Source organism: Levilactobacillus cerevisiae (assembly GCF_003946245.1).
In the GTDB taxonomy this organism is placed as follows: Bacteria; Bacillota; Bacilli; order Lactobacillales; family Lactobacillaceae; genus Levilactobacillus; species Levilactobacillus cerevisiae.
The window spans coordinates 91,014-108,021 of record NZ_RHNN01000003.1 but is presented as its reverse complement, the minus strand read 5'-3'; the positions used below and the strand labels follow the sequence as shown (position 1 = coordinate 108,021).

The following is a 17,008-nucleotide window of genomic DNA, read 5'->3' as shown; positions in this document are numbered from 1 at the left end:
GTATTCAACTTACTTTGATCACTGATTAACCTGAACCTGTACTGCTGATTTACCCGCCAACAACATTTTTAGCCAGATATTCCGAACAGTTACAATTCACTTGCGCATCAATCGCCGAATCGGTATCATACTCGTAGTTAGTTCGTGATACGTTCTGACCTTAAGCACTGTGATAGATGATAGGAATCACTGTCTATAGATGCACTCCCCCCAAAACAAGTGATTTATTAACAGATTCCTAAATAGAGGTCCTGAGTAATCCGCATGTTACTCAGGGCCCTTTCTATAGCCTTTTTATAATTAGCCAAATAAAATGGGCGTCCTGACAATCCGTCACGGCACCCATTTTTCTGTATTCTATGCAATTAGTAGGCCCGCCTAGTTATGGCTCTTAGCCATTTTAATCGTCCGATAATGCTGCCACCCTTGCCGTGCCAAGAACGGAATCGCCAGCAGGCCAATGAACAACCAGGTGAAGTTTTGCCGAATAAACGGCGTGTTGCCAAAGAAGTAGCCGACCGCCGAGCAACTAAAGACCCAGATGAAACTTCCTAGTAAATTATAGAAGCGAAATTGGCGCCAGTTCATGTCCGTCGTTCCGGCAATGATGGGCACAAACAATCCGACAAACGGAATAAAACGGCCAATCAACAGCGTCTGATCCTGATTTCGGGTAAAGACCGCCGTCGCCTGTTCCACCTTTTGATCCGGGAGGCGCGCAATTAATTTTTCCTGATGGTCGCCCCACTTTAGGGTCGTCAAATACTTGACTGCCGAGCCAGCTGTCGCCGCAATCGTAAACATCAAGACAAGTAGCCAGATATTGAGCCGGGAACTGGGATTGGCCGCAATCGACCCCACCATGAAGAGGAGGGATTGGCCGGGGATGAAGGAAAAGATCAGCATACCCGACTCCAAAAAGATTAAAAAGAATAAAATGGGATAGATGCCGGTGCCCAGCTGATTTGTCAGTGGCACCAGAACCGTTAAGGGGTGCCACACGACCTCCCAAATCAACGTGATTAAACTCATAAAAATCTCCCTCTGCCACAACCATAGTTACGGCTCTCTTATAATAAAGCTTATATTAAAAGTGAATTCATCCTATTTTGATTATAAGCCATCCTTACGAAAACGGCCCCCACGGATTGGGCTAAATGTCTACCATTACCATCGCTGACTAGCTACACTGGGCGCTCACAATCAGCCAGCTCACCAAACCCCATCAAAACTAAGCTTTCATCGAAAGGATCACTATAAATGGTTAACAGGTAATTAACCGAATATCAGATTCTTCAACAAGATTTTTACCGCGGCAGCCCGTGACAAAAATCATTGCCAGTCTCCCACCTAGTCCAAGCTGTCGTTACCACATGTCTCTACTATATATCTGCTCTCCATTATACGTTTAATCGTGCGTTTGTCAGTAACTCTTGCCGCGATTGACATGCTGGCTGCGTAAGAAAGGTAGCTCAAATCCCTACTATGCCGGGAATGAGCTACCAATTAAGACTACCAGTTATTTTTCGCAACCAACGCTTTCAAATTACCCTTATCAGGTGGAAACAGCCATTAAGTTTACCAACGATTGACGGCCAACCCCGTTATTAGTAAATTTATGAAACCAATCAATTGCACCTAATCCAATTAGGGGTTACACTACAATCAAGTTAGTAACAATGACTGTTGCTAACGAAGTCGTACCAAATCTTAATACTCTTTACGAGCAGTAATTAGCACTCCCCCAAAGTATCTAACCCTGCTCGTATCCCCCCTCAAGCCACGACGCGAATCGTGGCTTTTTTGTATAAGAGTGCGGAGAGAGGCGCTTAACTGGCGAGCATTAACGGCATAACGGGAATGACCCCGGGTCTGGGGCGTTTCCGCTATGCCGTTAAGCGGAACCAGTTGCCTCTCGTAGCACATTTCGGAGGCTGCCAGGCTCGGAATTTAGTGGCGAGAGCAAGACTAACGGTCTAAAACAATTCCGTGCTGTAAAGCTGGAAAACCACCAGCTAACAGCACCGACACAGGTGTCGTGCTTGACTACCTCCGACTCCACTAACACGGTCCAGCAAATGGCCACATTCGTCTTGGTCATTTCAGCCCTCAATTGGCCTCCGAAATATATCGACGAGAGCAAGCTTAAAAGTCTAAGGCAATCTCTTGTGCATCATCCCATCGGCCATCACATAGCTTCACAGCGATTTAAATACACAATTGGTCCACATGCCTGTCAGCCCTAAAAAACCGCCTACAGGCAAAGCCAACCGCATTTTCCAGCCAACTAATCAGTCCAACACCTGGACGCCCACACCAATCAACCCTGGTCCCGTGTGCACGCCTAACGCTGGTGACACGTCGCCGGCATACCAATCCGTTACGTTCGGATGTGCTACTTTTAATTGGTCCAACACCCGTTGGCGCAAGTCTGGGTCGGCGCCATCACATACCGCAACGTTGACTCGAGTTGCGTCACCAATGGCGTCACTCACCAAATCCAACAGTTTACCAATCGTCCGTTTGGCGCCGCGGACCTTGGCAATGGGATAATAGACACCCTCCGGATCACAAGAAATAATCGGCTTCACATTTAATAAAGTGCCAGCCATACCAGCGACCTTGCCGATCCGTCCGCCGGCTTGTAGATATTTTAAACTGGGTACATAAAAGAACACTTTCGTCTGATTCGTGACGCGTTCTACTTCCGCCACAATCTCATCAAAGCCCAGACCCTGATCGCGTAATTTAGCCGCATAGATGGCCGCAAAGCCACTACCGATACCAACGCTATGCGTGTTAATCACGTGGACCTTCAGCGGCGAATCAGCCGCCAACAATTGCGTCTCCTGAAAGGTTCCAGACAATGCCGCCGAAATGCAGACGGCAATCACCTGGGTATACCCTGACGCTTGAATACGTTCCAGGGCATCCAAAATCCGCTTACCCGTGGGACTTGCCGTGGTGGCCTTTTCTGTAGCCTGGCGGCGGTAAAATTCGGTTGGCGTAATCGTTAATCGGTCTTCGTAGACGCGGTCCCGAAAGACTACGTTCATCGGCATCAACGCCATGTCGGCAGCCTCTAATACTTCCTCCGGAACATCCGAACAAGAATCAACTAAAATCGCAATTTTCTCTGATTGCATGGGTGTTACCTCGTTTCTGCTAGTTTCACGCTTGGATATTAATTATGATTATAACGCAATCATCTAGTTTTGGGAACTAGCTCATCTGTACTTTGTTTTTAATCTAACGCAACGAACCGTTTTCTTTGCCTTTCCCAGCTTTCGATCACCACTAGAACAGGCCCGTAATTCTTTGATCAAAAAATATTTTCTCCCATTAAGGGTAAGCAGGTTCTAATCTTGAAATAAGTCGTATCCATAGTCCGGTAGGTCAACCGTTAAACGCAAATGAATTGCCCCTTTTTTCACACGTTTTGTCAGACCAACCATGAAACCGTCACCACACTGTTTTTTACGGCTCACTATTACTTGCTCCCAAATATAAAATATCAATTATCCGAATATAAAAAACTTTTTTTGGGTCGCCAAAAATTATCTCCAATGAGGTTGACATTACGGCCAAATAGCCTATACTTACGAATGGAATTGAAGCGCGTCACAAGAGTTAGCTTCGTTAAATTTTGCCATTATTCGCACCATTTACGCCACGCTGACGCTGACTCGCGTTCACCAGGAAAGGCAGAAGTCAATCGACTACCTGAATTTCTAAGCCAATAGAAAAGAGGGATTTTATGAAGAATCATGAAACCGACGAAAAGAAGCACCATATGATTCAGTCAACCGGGAACGACCAGAAGAGCCTGGATGAAGTCAATGGGACGGTGGAAGTACCACAAAACGCGGGCTTCTGGCGGACCCTAATCGCCTATACCGGCCCCGGCGCCTTAATTGCCGTGGGGTATATGGACCCCGGGAACTGGATCACGTCGATCGCCGGTGGTGCCCAGTACAAGTACACTTTGCTAACTGTGGTTCTGCTGTCCAGCTTAGTCGCCATGCTCTTACAAGCCATGTCGGCTCGGCTAGGGATTGTCACCGGGAAGGATTTGGCCCAGTTGACCCGTGAACATACGGGGAAGCGCACCGGTTTCTTCCTATGGATCGTTACTGAATTAGCTATTATGGCAACCGATATTGCCGAAATTATTGGATCCGCCATTGCCCTGAAGTTGTTGTTTGGCTTCCCGTTGATTGTCGGGATCATCATCACCGCCATGGACGTTCTGGTCCTGTTGGTCTTAATGAAGTTAGGCTTCCGGAAAATTGAGGCCATCGTGGCAACGTTGGTGGCCGTCATCCTCTTCGTCTTCCTGTACGAAGTGATTCTGGCACAGCCCCACATGACCGAAGTCTTGGAAGGGTACATTCCTTCCAGCACGATCATTTCAAATCACGGCATGCTCTACCTGTCCTTAGGGATTGTCGGGGCCACCGTGATGCCTCATGATTTGTACCTGGGGTCATCCATTTCACAAACCCGGAGTTTTGATCGCAAGGACCGCAAGAGTGTGGCCCAAGCCATCAAGTTCACCACGATCGATTCGAACATTCAATTAACTTTGGCTTTCGTGGTTAACAGTCTGCTGCTGATTTTGGGAGCTGCCCTGTTCTTTGGGACCAACAGTGACCTCGGTCGCTTCGTGGACCTGTTCAACGCTCTATCAGATAGCCAAATTGTTGGGGCGATTGCCAGCCCAATTCTAAGTATGCTGTTTGCCTTAGCCCTGTTATCTTCCGGGCAAAGCTCCACCATTACTGGGACGTTGGCTGGGCAGATCATCATGGAAGGGTTCATCAACTTGAAGATGCCGCTCTGGGCACAACGGTTGATTACTCGGCTACTCTCCGTGACACCAGTGATTATTTTCGCCATTATCTACCACGGTAACGAAGCAAAGATTGAAAACCTACTGACGCTCTCGCAAGTCTTCCTGAGTATCGCGTTACCATTTGCCATGATTCCACTGGTAATCTTCACCAGTAGCAAGACCCTGATGGGCGAGTTCGCTAACCGAACTTGGAGCCGAATTCTCGGTTGGATCATTGCAGTCATCTTAATTATTTTAAACATTTACCTGATTTTAAATACGGTGGGCTTAGTGAAGTAGCCACCTCAAAATCCCAGTCAACGGTTGGTTAAAGCCAACGGTCGACTGGGATTTTTTCGTTTTGACTTTCACCAGGCAAGCGCGTAAACTCGAGAAAAAGTAAAGTGAGATGTTCCCTCATGGACGCACAGAAAATTGAACTGAAAAGTCCGCTGACCACGGACGCTGGGCCCCTCTTTACCCTGATCGATCAGGATAGAACGAATTTAGCGCATTGGCTGCCCTGGGCTGCAACGACCCTGACCATAGCAGATGAACGCATTTTTCTGCGCTACTGCCAGGGGCGGATTGCGGACAAGCAGCTCTGGCTGTCGGTCATTTGGGTTGCGGGCCAGCCGGCGGGGATGATTGACCTGCACGAGTTCAAGGATCATCATGCGGACGTCGGCTATTGGTTAGGCCGCGAATTTCGGGGTCAGGGTATCATGTCCCGGAGTTTAGCGCTCACGGAACAGGTTGGCTTTGAACAGCTGGATTTGGTCAAAATCAGCCTGTTAGCGGCTTTAAAGAATGACGCCAGCCGCCAAGTTGCGGTACGGAATCACTATCATCAAGACGGCATCTTACGCCAGCATATCCCCGCTCTTAATGGATACACTGATGCGGTCGTATATTCAAAATTGAAAAGTGAGTATCAAAAAAACGTCTGAATTTTCAGGCGTTTTTTCGTTTCAACTTATTGATAGGCTTAACAGCTTAAGCGCGTTGGCCACCGTCAACCGTAAATTCAGCACCGTTGGCGAATTTAGACTCGTCGCTACCTAAGTAGACACAGACTTCGCCGATGTCTTCAGGCTTGCCCATGTGGCCCACGGGGATGCCGGCGATGATTTGTTGCTTGGCGGCTTCTGGGACGATGGCGGTGTCAATCCAGCCAGGATGGACGGAGTTGACCCGAATGTCGAGCTTGCGTTGGGCCAGGTTCAGGGCAGTGGCGTGGGTTAACATGCGACTGCCCCCCTTGCTGGCGGAGTAAGCTGGGGCAAATGGCAGCCCAACCAGACCGGCAACGGAGGAGACGTTGATGATGGACCCTTTGGCATCGGCCGTTTCCTTCATGGCATTGATGGCGGCCTTTTCGCCTAAGAAGTTGGCGGTCAGGTTAACGTCGATGACCTTTTGCCAGTTATCGAGCGAGAGGTCTTCGATGGCACCATTGACGCCACCGATACCGGCGTTGTTGACCAGGATGTCGACGCGGCCAAATTTGGCAACCGTAGCATCAATGACTTTTTGCCAATCGGCTTCACTGGCGACGTCTTGTTGAACGAACAAGCTCACATCATCACCAAATTTAGCAACGGCGGCATGGCCACCATCCACGTTATGGTTGGCGGTTAAGACAACTTTAGCACCTTCACGAACGTAACATTCCGCAACGCCCAAGCCGATACCAGCAACCCCACCGGTAATAATAGCAACTTTTCCTTTTAAACGATCTGACATAGAGATTCACCCTTTCAAATTTTTATTCTCGTTCATCGTATCACATGAGGGTTGAGAATAGAAATTATTTTGGGGAGGCTTTACCGTTTCTTTTCTTCTACTTATGTCAGCACCGTATCCACTGTAAAATTTTACCCACATAACCTTTAGGAACTAAAAAAGCCACCAGGAGTGCGCGGTGGCTTTCTGAAAATCTAGATTAAGCTAACTGAACGTCCTTAATGCGATTATATTCGTCCATGTATTCTTTGGCGTTCCGAGTTACCCCGGCAAAGTCGTTGTCTGCTGCTGGAGCGGTTAAACCGCCACCCGCACCAACAACAACGGCACCTGCTTCAAACCACTCACTCATATTCTCAACATTAACGCCACCTGAAGGCATCACATTAAGATATGGGAATGGACCATGGTATTCTTTAATCGCAATAGTTCCAGCCATTGCACCAGGGAACAATTTAACCACTTCGGAGCCAAACTTCAAAGCTGTTTGGGCCTCTGTAATTGTATAAGTTCCTGGAACATATGGTACTTGATACAAGTTACACATCAATGCAACCTCTTTGTCAAACGTTGGGCTGACAATGAACTGTGCACCTGCAACAATAGCTAGCCGTGCAGACGTCGCATCTAGTACCGTTCCGGCCCCAACAACGACACTGGTATCAGCATACTTGCTAACAAGCTCACTGATTACTGTGTCAGCGTGTGGAACACTGTAAGTTAATTCTAGCCCTGTAACGCCACCTGCAATCACAGCATCAGCTACTTTAACAGCCTTGTCTGGCGTTTCTGCTCGAATAACGGCGATCACACCGGTATTAATCATATTTGTTAATAAATCTGCTCTCTTCATAATCAATTAGCCCCTTATCAATCTAACTTAGTGCTGCTTGCTGCTTATAAAACTCATGCAGCCGATCTGGTGTCGGATAGCCATCATTATCACCCGGTGACATAACGGCCAACGCCCCAATCGCACATCCACGCTTCACGGATTCGCGTAACGTTTTATCTTCAAGAAGTCCAGAAATAAAGCCAACTGCAAATCCATCACCGGCGCCAACTGTATCCACAACTTTTTCAACTCTAAAGCCTGAAACTAATTCTTGCGAACCATCTCTTTGCTTAATCAATGCGCCATCCGGTCCTAATTTCACAATAACAGTTTCAGTCAAAGCACTCTGATTCAAGTAAAAGTCGGCAATGTCTTCTGGGTTACGAGAACCCATTAGAATTTCACCTTCGTTAATACCTGGCATCACAATGGTAGCCTGCTTTGCGAGCTCATTAGTCACCTCAATCATTCGTTCCTGACTAGACCAGAGTGCTGGTCGCAAGTTAGGATCAAAGGTTACTGTTATCTTGTGCTCAACGAGCTGTGCACTCAAATCATTTAAAACTTCCAAATCATTCTGTGACAAAGCTGCAAAAATACCTGAAAGATGTGCAATCTTGATATTGCTAAAATCAATGTCATCTAATCTATGACGATTAAAGTTAGCCGCCGCTGAGTTTTTACGGAAGTAATACGTTGATGGGTCACCATGACTTACACGTTGTTTTAAGTAAAAACCTGTCCAAAAGTCAGGATTACTATCCAAATAATGTGTTCCCACACCAGAGTTAGCAACGGCTTTCATAATGTATTGCCCAAACGGATCTGTACCCACGGATGAAATATACTCTGTGGTATGTTCCAGTCTGGAGATTCCAATGGCAACATTCAGTTCGGCACCAGCCAAATATTTTTGGAAATCTGACGCGTCAACTAAGGAAACGTCTGTGTTTTCCGCTGCAAATACAGCCATAGGTTCTCCAATTGTTAAAAATTCAGCCACTGTTCATCACTATCCTAACTACACTTAGAAATTATCTAAGCCTCTTTCGTTTTCACGTCCGTTGAAGTATTCGTTTCTGAATTTTCAACCGGCGTCACTTTACCTTGCTTAACCAATCGACGGTAATACCACATCGTAACAATTGGTGTCAAGATAGCAGAAACTAAAACACTCGTTGCCACAATCGCTGTTGCTGAACCGGCAGTTGACTTAAATGCAGGATTCATCTGTGCAATAACAATAGGAACGGAAACTGCTGCACCAGCAGTTGAAGAAGCTGCCCAACCCGCTAAACCATCTGACCGAACTAAGTAGCGATCCAGCAAGTACAGAACGTAACCAGAAACGAAGACAACCAGAACACCGATCATGATACCAACCAAACCAGATTGTAAAATCATGTCTAAGTTCAGGCTATAACCAATAGTGAAGGCAAAGAACGGCACTAATCCACCTTGTAACGGACTAAACATATCACGCATTTCGTGGTCTAAACCACCAACAATCATCCCTAAGATGAAAGGTACTAAGGTTGAAACAAGTGCTGGCCAAGGGAATGCACCAATACCCGCAAGTCCTAAAGTAATCATCGTAAAGAATGGTCCCGATTGAATACTGAAGAATGGGTATGCAGCGACATCAACATCTCGGTTAGGAATCGTCGTCATTAATGCAACATATAAGCCACCGTTTGAAGCATTGAAAGCAGCAAGAACAGCTAAGACGGAAAGTCCGGTGAAAACACCTGTGGTTATCCCTTGTTTGGGAATAAACATGTTAAGAACAATTGCAATAAGAGCTGCTAACAGAACTTTCCCCAATAATAGAGTGACACCTTTTGCTGCAATCTTCCCGGAAGACTTCAAATTAATGTTCGTACCAACGGCAAAGAAGAAAATAAACAGGATAACTGAAGTACCTACCATATAAGAACCTGTAACCCCAGTTAACGCCAGATCAGCTTTTGGCCAAATGGTATGAATAATCGCTCCCAAAACTAAAGGAACAACCATCATTCCACCAGGTATTTTTTCAATATTCTTTTTAATTTTCATAATATCTACCTGCACATTTCGAATTTTTGAAACATTTTCACAAAATTTCCAAAAAATAAATACAGAGATAAACTCTGTATTTACTCTTCACATAATTAACGAACCAAGTAACCACCATCAACCGGAATGATCGCACCGTTGATGTAGTTAGCAGCGTTGCTTGCCAAGTATACTGAGATACCCATCAATTCATAAGGCTCGCCCCAGTGTCCGGCAGCAATCCGGCCGAGGATTTCATCATTTCGTGACTTGTCAGAGCGAATAGGTGCTGTGTTAGCCGTCTTGATGTAACCCGGTGCAATTGCGTTAACCTGAACGTTGTAAGCAGCCATTTCACTTGCAAAGGCCTTAGTTAAGCCGGCAACACCATGCTTAGCAGCGGTGTAAGATGGGATAAACTTCCCACCTTGGAAGGACAACATTGAACCAATGTTGATGATTTTCCCCGACTTTTGCTTAGCAAATTCTTTGGATACAGCCAAGGACATGTGATAAACGGCGGACAAATTAATCGCGATAACTTGATTCCAATCCTTATCCTTTGATTCAAGAATAGGGTTCCGTTTGATCATCCCGGCATTGTTTACCAAGATATCAATGTGTCCAAAGGTTGCCATTGCCTTAGTAACAACTTTGTCAGCGATACCATCTTCAGTTAAATCCACATCCATGAATTCAACCTTACGGCCACGCTTTTCGATCAATGCACGGGTGTCGTCCCAACCTTCAGTCCCAAATGTTGGAATGAAAATGTCTGCGCCCGCTTCAGCCATGGCTACAGCGTAGCCTTGGCCCAGCCCGGTGTTACCACCGGTGATGATTGCAACTTTACCAGCCAAGCTGAACCAGTCCAACTTGAACTTGTTCAGTGATTCTTGGTTGTGTTCAATCTCTTCTCTGGATTGTGCCATATTAAATTTACCTCCGAAAAATTAAGTGATTACCGTAATTGATGCATTTCAACTGGATCCATGTCATCGTAAGTTTGGTTTTCGCCACACATAGCCCAGATGAATGAGTAGTTCGTTGTACCAAAGCCACAGTGGATAGAGTAACTTGGGTTTACAACGGCTTGGTCAGGTTCCAACCAGATATGCTTCGTGTTTTCTGGAGTTCCCATGAAGTGAGCAACACGAGTATCCTTTGAGCCGAATTCAGTGTAAAGGTAAGTTTCCATCCGACGTGCATGGGTATGCGCTGGCATTGTGTTCCATGAATTACCTGGTTCAAGAACGGTGTAACCCATTTGTAATTGGCAGGTATCCATGATAGAAGCATCAATGTACTTGTGGATAGTCCGCTTGTTCATGTGCTCTTGGTCACCAATAGGCATTGCGATAGCGTCTTTGTAAGACAACTTCTTGGATGGATATGCACGGTGAGCTGGCGTAGAAACAACGTAGAACTTAGCTGGCTTCTTAGGATCTACAGATTCGAATTGAACATCCTTAGTACCCATGCTGATGTAATAGCCATCATGAGGTGCAATTGCTTCTTCTTTACCATCAATCGTAACTTTACCTTCGCCACCGATGTTGATGAAACCAAGTTCACGACGTTGTAAGAAGTATTCCACGCCCAATTCATTACTCAATGCAATTGAAAGAGGCTTGTCAACTGGTGTAACACCACCGAAGATCATCCGGTCGTTGTATGTATAAGTCAACAAAACGTCGCCTGGGTTGAAAATCTTTTCCATTAAGAATTGATCACGTAATTCATCCGTGTTGTAATGGTCAATATCCTTAGGACTGTGTGCGTACTTCGTTACCATGCTAAATGCCATGTTTGTTTCCTCCAATTTTCTTATTTGGAAATCGCGTTTCCTTTTTGACAAAATCAGCATATATCCTAACGCGTTAAAAAGCAAGCTTTTTTCTGGATGCTTTTCGCTAAAGTAAGAAAACGCTTTCAACAAAAGCCGAGAAGACGCTGTTTACAGGCAAAAAAATATTTTTTAAAATTTATGTGAGTAGCCGTCCACTTCTGTCAACTAGTTCATTTCTTGACAATCATTAACGATTTCCTGATTGGAAATATCCTGTTCCCCGTCAATCCGGAAGTTATTTCCACATTTTCATTGTGCACAAACTGTCAATCTTGACCTGACATTTCAAAGCTGTAAGATTAATACTGTTAAGAGATTAGGAGGCTTTAAAACATGCGTACACAAAAGATTCATATCGATCCCAAAGAATTTGCCTATCACTTTGTTGACTCCATTGCCAAAGATGACATCTCTAAAGCAAACACCCAGGATAAGGCAAAAGAACAGCTTTTCGCTTATCTAACGGCATACGTGCTGATCGAGCAATTTAACTCTTCCGAGGCCAGTGAGTTTCTGGATGGCACTCAAAAAAAGGTTGAGGACTTGTCAATGACTGAATTTCTCAAACTAATTTCTCAGAGATCTGACTTCAGCCCCTTGAAAAAATAATTTTCTCGAGTCAAAAAATACTGATTTAATCACGATTCTAGCAGGAATCTGATTATTAATCAGTATTTTTTTATTTGACATATTGTTTTGTAAGCGATTACTATAGGCATGCTTTAATAATAAATTTGGAGGCCCTATCATGGACAAGAAAAACATTGTATTAAACACATTGGTTTTCAATCAGCAACACGATAACGGTGAATCACAACTCAACATGCTGAAGCGGGTTGTTAATTTTGGTATTCAACAGGCTGAGGTTCGGCGAGAGTTCTTTGACGACCCAGCAAAAGAAGCTAATGACATCAAGAATTTTGTTTCTGAACACCAATTAAAACTGTTCTACAGTGTGCCAGAAACCATTTTCACAGATAATGGCGATCTGAATCCGGAACTATCTACATACTTTGCCGAGGCAAAATCTATGGGTGTTAGTTCACTCAAAATGAACATTGGTGGTTTTGACAAATTCAGTGGTGACTTGCATTCAGCACTCCGTGAGTACGCAGAATCTGACATTGAATTCAATGTTGAAAATGATCAATCAATTGCTAACGGGAGTACCAAAAACATTCTGAAATTCTTGAATGCCGCTAAGGACAGTGATCTCGACATTAAGTTTGTTTTTGATCTTGGCAACTGGCGCTTCGTTAATGAGAATGAACTCGACGCCGCAAAATCTCTCAGCCCATATACACGCTACATTCATGTGAAAAATGATGTTTTAGGTGGCAAAAAACCACAGGTTGTCTCTTTGGATACTGGTGTAATTGATTGGCATTCGGCTCTGGAAATTTTACCCAAAAATTTACCAGTTGCCTTAGAATACCCAGCAAGTGACGATGAAATTAATCACGGGATTGATTTACTTATTAATAATTAAAGCCTAATTATCAACTCTTTAATAATCATTTAAAAGGCCAAAAATTCAGTTAATTTTTGGCCTTTTTGGTTTTTATTTTCAAATGCCCGACGCGATAATAGTTAACATTCATTTACATTTATCTTGAAATTAGGTATTATGAATTCAAAAGTGGCATCTGCTTGTAGAGATGCTAACGGGGTGAAAAGAATGTCAGCTGATAAATTATATGGCACGGTTTTAGTACGTGCAAAGGAAATTATGGACTTCATTGCCCAAACAGACTCTAATCCGACGTTAAAAGAAATAAGCGATGGCACAAATATGACTAGCTCAACAGCATCCAAAATATTGACGACGCTTGATGTTTTAGGCCTGGTGAGTCGGACTGAGGACGATAAAAGTTACAAATTAGGAATGGAACTCTTTCGTTATGGACAAAGGGTTGCCGCCAGTTTTGATATTCGTGCAATGACTAAAATTCCGCTTTCAAAATTAAGGGACGAAACTTCTGAAACCATCAACCTTGGAGTCATCGCCAATCATCGTGTCTCCCTAATAGAAAAATATGAAAGTACACAGAGTGTCAATTTGAAGTCTCAAATTGGTGGCCAGATGAATCTTTACTCCTCCTCAATGGGCAAGGCGATGTTAGCCACCCTCGATGCTCAGGAACTAAATGATTACTTTTCCCACGTTGGTCCCTTAAAACAAGTTGGTCCGAACACAATTACGGATCAAGAGAAGTTGAAAGAAGACCTTGCCCTAGTTCGCGAACGCGGTTACTCGATTGATAATGAGGAAAATGAACCAGACGTCTACTGCATTGGGTTTTCATTGAAGAAAAACAATCGCCTATACGGCGCCTTCTCAATTACAACGCCAAAGTACCGCATGTCAATTGACAGACAAGGTTCCTTTATTAACTTTGCCAAGCGGGCTCAAAAGGATATCCTCAAATTTCTATAATGGATTCGCCAACACACAAAGGAAAAAATCTATTTACTTCCTTATGTCTGGGATTCGCAGTCGACTACGTTCGAATCAAAAAGGACAGATGCCATACCACTTGGTAATGGTGCCTGTCCTTTTAACCCGCCTAAAATTAACTATCGGCCCTTAGAACTCCGTCTCCAACCCCCGGTTATAATAATCCAAATAACACCGCAACGTCGCCGGGTCCACCTCAATTCGCGTCACACTCGCGTTCACCGGGTCGACCATCCCTGCGCCGTTATCGCCGTTCAATGCCAACAATAGCAGCATTTTAACCGTCCAACCGTGGCCCACAATTAACAGCTTGTCGTTTGGCCTAGCCGTCACAGTCTCCCTGACAAAGTGTTGAATGCGTTGGCGGACAGCCGCCATGCTTTCTCCGGCCACCGTGTGCGTGTATGTCGCCGTCACCTCTTGCGTTCTGGCGTCAAAGGCCGCCGGATACCTTGCCATCAAATCACGCGTCATACAGCCATTCCATGCCCCGTATGAAAGTTCCACAATCTCCGGTGAAATTTCTACTGGACACTGGGCGAATTCATTTAAAATTTTGGCTGTTTGACGTGCTCGTTGCAACGGACTACAAATAATTCCAGCCATCTCCGCCACTGGAAAAGCTGCACGCAACTGCCGCGCCTGCAACATTCCCTGTGGTGTCAGCATAGTTTCCGCCGTATCCAGAATTCCCTGTTTTTTTCCTGCTTGGTTCGCCCACGTTTGGCCGTGACGAACGACGTAAAACGTTGTCATGTACTCACCTCTACGTTCGACTCCTATATTAAATTGGGAATATAACTCAGCCAAAATCCATGTTATGCTAGGATGTATAATCTACTTAGGGATTATCACGATCGGAGGCACCAATGTTAACGCCACTTTTTAAACGCGAAAATCTCAGCGATATCGCCATTGCCATTGATGGATTTGTTAAATTAACACAAATTCCAACGGCTTTCTTCAGCCTGGATGGCACCCTTATTAAGGATCAAACGATTTATTCATCCTTCCAAGAAGCCATTACAGATATCAAATTCAAACAAGTCACACTATTCCCAGCTGCACTAAACTATCACCTATTCGGGTTTGCCATTTGTGACACCACCCACGTCACGGCCGCACGCCTAGACCTTTGCCGGAGTTACCTTGAGCAAACGATGACCCAGGCCCTCCCCACCGCGGCTAGCGTGTCCGTCTGGGCGTCTCTACCACCCAACCAAACACTTTCCCTGACGCAACTGTTGACCCAGGTGAGCCATCACTATTTTCCCGATACGCTCACGACGCCCGTCGCCCCGGCTGTTTCCCGTCCCTCACCAACCAAAGACATCATCACCCAGACCATCAATTTTGTCGGCGAACACTTAGACGAGCCCATTTCACTCGATCAGGCAGCCAATCAGGTCTATCTATCCAGCTCCTACCTCAGCCGGCGCTTTAAGCAGACCCTCCACGTGAACTTCGGTGACTACGTTCTGTATCGGAAAATTGCGCAAGCCCAGGCAGAACTCTGCCTGACAGACGCCGATGTTCAGCAGATTGCCAGCAATCTTGGCTTTTCACAAACCAGTTACTTTACCCGCGCTTTCAAGCGGATCACGCAGGTCACGCCGTCCACTTATCGTAAAGAAAAGAGCGGCGTGCAACAGGTTTACACGGTCCCCCGGCCTGCCACTTGTGATCCCCATGCCACAATCTATGACATCACCAAGCAATTTTTCGACGACCATCAGATTAAATTCATGACCCAGCTGGCCAACGGCTATCCGTTCATCGGCGCCATCGGCAACCTGATGAATCTGCCGCACCAAAGTGGTTGGATCTACCTGGTCGACTGCGTGCAGCCACCAACGCCGGCCAGCGAAATTCTGGCCGACACCTGCTCCGTGGTCCAGTGGATCTACACCGACAACATTTACTAATCCTACCTAACCATTCGCCTGCGGCTGCTGGAGGTTCCGGTTGCTATGGGGACCGCCTGCGGCCTAAGGAACGGTCCTCCGGCTCGGTTTGAAGACTGATAAAAACCATCAGTCTCCAAACTCGTCCCACGGCGTAACCTGAGTAAATCACTCAGCTAACGCCGTTGTCACAGCTACCTCCACCTCCAGCCTCCTCCGGCTAGCATGGTATTTTACCATTTTGTCGGTGTCCATCTCTGCCACGCTACATTTACCATTCGACATTTGTCGTTTAGCGGCATTGCAACAACGTAGGCGTGCGTTCGCCAAATTTAGGCTCAGCCGTGGGATTTGGTTCGCCAACTTTTCATTGTCGAAACGTGTGTCAGATGGCAACTGGCTCCGCTTAACACTGATAACCAAACAATCCAAGCCCAGGATTATTCGGTTATCACCGTTAATGCTCACCAGCTAACCGCCATCTGCCACACTCTTACCCACAGCGTTCCAGCCTAAAATTTGGCGAACGGTAAGCCGGCCTACTTAAACAAGTCTTATATCCAACTTAAACAATCATATATCGTAAAGGGCCTGGGGCATCTGTCCCAGGCCCTTTATGTCGTCCAAATATACTGCTAATACCCACACATCTCCGCAATCACCTGCGCCAAGACGTCTTGCTTCGTCCGTGGTTTCACTGCCGAAATGCCGTCCGCTCGCAACGCTGCCGCCGTGGTGTCACCCAGCACGTAGTACGTCGCTTGCTGCCAGCCCGCCGCCGGCAATTGTGCTTGCAACGTACGTAGCCGTTGCCAATTACTTGGACTGGTCACCAGCACCTTGTCAAACGTCTCCGGTCGCAGTCGCTTCACAATCGCCGCTTCATCCGCCGGGGACCACCGATTGCGGTAGATTACCACTGGTATTCCCAGCCGCAATTCTGGCAGGCGCTGGGCGTGATCGCCCAACAACCACGTCAGTCTAGCCGTCGCTGGCAAGTGACTGAGCGGCGCAATCAACCCCCGTTGACTCTCCGTTGCCGCCACGACTATTGGATTGGGCACCGCCCGCAACATCTCGGCCATCTTGGTGCTCAGCACGTAGATCGTCGCGGTCGTATTTACGCGGGCCCATTTTGCTAAATACGTGGTGACCCCAAAGTGACTGGTCAGCACCAACGCCGTGCTCGCCGCAATCTGTGTTCGTTGCGCCGCCGTTAGCTCTGTTGGCACCAACTCTCGCAGCGGGGCATACACAATCGTTGTGTGCGCGGCCAATTGCTCCTGCAACGGTCGCGCGACCCGTTCCTGCGGATACGTTAACAACCATGCCAACGCCATCCCTC

At 46.2% G+C, this 17,008-nt stretch carries 16 protein-coding genes; 6 read left to right on the top strand and 10 right to left on the bottom strand.

The window, feature by feature from the left end; translation table 11 throughout:
• Positions 1 to 378 precede the first annotated feature (378 nt).
• Positions 379 to 1,032 (bottom strand): VTT domain-containing protein, encoded by a 654-nt coding sequence (locus EKM99_RS02005; protein ID WP_125580414.1) that lies wholly within the window; start codon positions 1,030 to 1,032, stop codon positions 379 to 381.
• Positions 1,033 to 2,291: 1,259 nt separating this feature from the next.
• Positions 2,292 to 3,146, bottom strand: a complete 855-nt coding sequence (locus EKM99_RS02000; RefSeq protein ID WP_125580412.1) for a DegV family protein — start codon at positions 3,144 to 3,146, stop codon at positions 2,292 to 2,294.
• Positions 3,147 to 3,757: 611 nt separating this feature from the next.
• On the opposite strand from EKM99_RS02000, the gene EKM99_RS01995 reads away from it, so the two are divergent.
• Together EKM99_RS01995 and EKM99_RS01990 are read left to right on the top strand one after the other, a co-directional pair.
• Entirely contained in the window at positions 3,758 to 5,134 is a 1,377-nt protein-coding gene (locus EKM99_RS01995; RefSeq protein WP_125580410.1) for an Nramp family divalent metal transporter, read from the top strand.
• 119 nt (positions 5,135 to 5,253) lie between these two features.
• On the top strand, positions 5,254 to 5,784 hold the full coding sequence (locus EKM99_RS01990; RefSeq protein WP_125580408.1) for a GNAT family N-acetyltransferase: 531 nt from the start codon (positions 5,254 to 5,256) through the stop codon (positions 5,782 to 5,784).
• A gap of 46 nt (positions 5,785 to 5,830) precedes the next feature.
• Here the strand turns inward: EKM99_RS01990 and EKM99_RS01985 are convergent, their stop codons facing one another.
• From EKM99_RS01985 to kduI, 6 genes are all read right to left on the bottom strand, one after another.
• The gene (locus tag EKM99_RS01985; protein WP_125580406.1) at positions 5,831 to 6,580 is read right to left on the bottom strand and encodes a glucose 1-dehydrogenase; all 750 of its coding nucleotides are present in this window, start codon (positions 6,578 to 6,580) and stop codon (positions 5,831 to 5,833) included.
• 199 nt (positions 6,581 to 6,779) lie between these two features.
• Entirely contained in the window at positions 6,780 to 7,433 is a 654-nt protein-coding gene (locus EKM99_RS01980) for a bifunctional 2-keto-4-hydroxyglutarate aldolase/2-keto-3-deoxy-6-phosphogluconate aldolase (RefSeq protein ID WP_125580404.1), read from the bottom strand.
• A gap of 22 nt (positions 7,434 to 7,455) precedes the next feature.
• Entirely contained in the window at positions 7,456 to 8,418 is a 963-nt protein-coding gene (locus EKM99_RS01975; protein ID WP_125580402.1) for a sugar kinase, read from the bottom strand.
• 35 nt (positions 8,419 to 8,453) lie between these two features.
• Positions 8,454 to 9,473: a 2-keto-3-deoxygluconate permease gene (locus tag EKM99_RS01970; RefSeq protein WP_164511484.1), complete on the bottom strand. Its 1,020-nt coding sequence runs from the start codon at positions 9,471 to 9,473 to the stop codon at positions 8,454 to 8,456.
• 95 nt (positions 9,474 to 9,568) lie between these two features.
• On the bottom strand, positions 9,569 to 10,384 hold the full coding sequence (gene kduD / locus EKM99_RS01965; RefSeq protein WP_125580398.1) for a 2-dehydro-3-deoxy-D-gluconate 5-dehydrogenase KduD: 816 nt from the start codon (positions 10,382 to 10,384) through the stop codon (positions 9,569 to 9,571).
• Positions 10,385 to 10,413: 29 nt separating this feature from the next.
• Positions 10,414 to 11,259 (bottom strand): 5-dehydro-4-deoxy-D-glucuronate isomerase, encoded by an 846-nt coding sequence (gene kduI, locus EKM99_RS01960; protein ID WP_125580396.1) that lies wholly within the window; start codon positions 11,257 to 11,259, stop codon positions 10,414 to 10,416.
• Positions 11,260 to 11,634: 375 nt separating this feature from the next.
• On the opposite strand from kduI, the gene EKM99_RS01955 reads away from it, so the two are divergent.
• The 3 genes from EKM99_RS01955 to EKM99_RS01945 all read left to right on the top strand — a co-directional run bounded on the left by EKM99_RS01955 (position 11,635) and on the right by EKM99_RS01945 (position 13,738).
• The gene (locus EKM99_RS01955) at positions 11,635 to 11,910 is read left to right on the top strand and encodes a hypothetical protein (protein WP_191983288.1); all 276 of its coding nucleotides are present in this window, start codon (positions 11,635 to 11,637) and stop codon (positions 11,908 to 11,910) included.
• A gap of 139 nt (positions 11,911 to 12,049) precedes the next feature.
• Positions 12,050 to 12,790: a sugar phosphate isomerase/epimerase family protein gene (locus EKM99_RS01950; RefSeq protein ID WP_125580394.1), complete on the top strand. Its 741-nt coding sequence runs from the start codon at positions 12,050 to 12,052 to the stop codon at positions 12,788 to 12,790.
• Between the two features lie 189 nt (positions 12,791 to 12,979).
• The gene (locus EKM99_RS01945) at positions 12,980 to 13,738 is read left to right on the top strand and encodes an IclR family transcriptional regulator (protein ID WP_125580495.1); all 759 of its coding nucleotides are present in this window, start codon (positions 12,980 to 12,982) and stop codon (positions 13,736 to 13,738) included.
• A 150-nt stretch (positions 13,739 to 13,888) separates the two neighbouring features.
• Here EKM99_RS01945 and EKM99_RS01940 read toward each other — a convergent pair whose 3' ends face one another.
• On the bottom strand, positions 13,889 to 14,515 hold the full coding sequence (locus EKM99_RS01940) for a histidine phosphatase family protein (RefSeq protein ID WP_125580392.1): 627 nt from the start codon (positions 14,513 to 14,515) through the stop codon (positions 13,889 to 13,891).
• Positions 14,516 to 14,628: 113 nt separating this feature from the next.
• On the opposite strand from EKM99_RS01940, the gene EKM99_RS01935 reads away from it, so the two are divergent.
• Positions 14,629 to 15,684: an AraC family transcriptional regulator gene (locus EKM99_RS01935; RefSeq protein ID WP_125580390.1), complete on the top strand. Its 1,056-nt coding sequence runs from the start codon at positions 14,629 to 14,631 to the stop codon at positions 15,682 to 15,684.
• Between the two features lie 614 nt (positions 15,685 to 16,298).
• On the opposite strand, the gene EKM99_RS01930 is transcribed toward EKM99_RS01935, so the two are convergent.
• Positions 16,299 to 16,997, bottom strand: coding sequence for a uroporphyrinogen-III synthase (locus EKM99_RS01930; protein ID WP_164511483.1), 699 nt, complete (start codon positions 16,995 to 16,997; stop codon positions 16,299 to 16,301).
• Between the last annotated feature and the right edge of the window lie 11 nt (positions 16,998 to 17,008).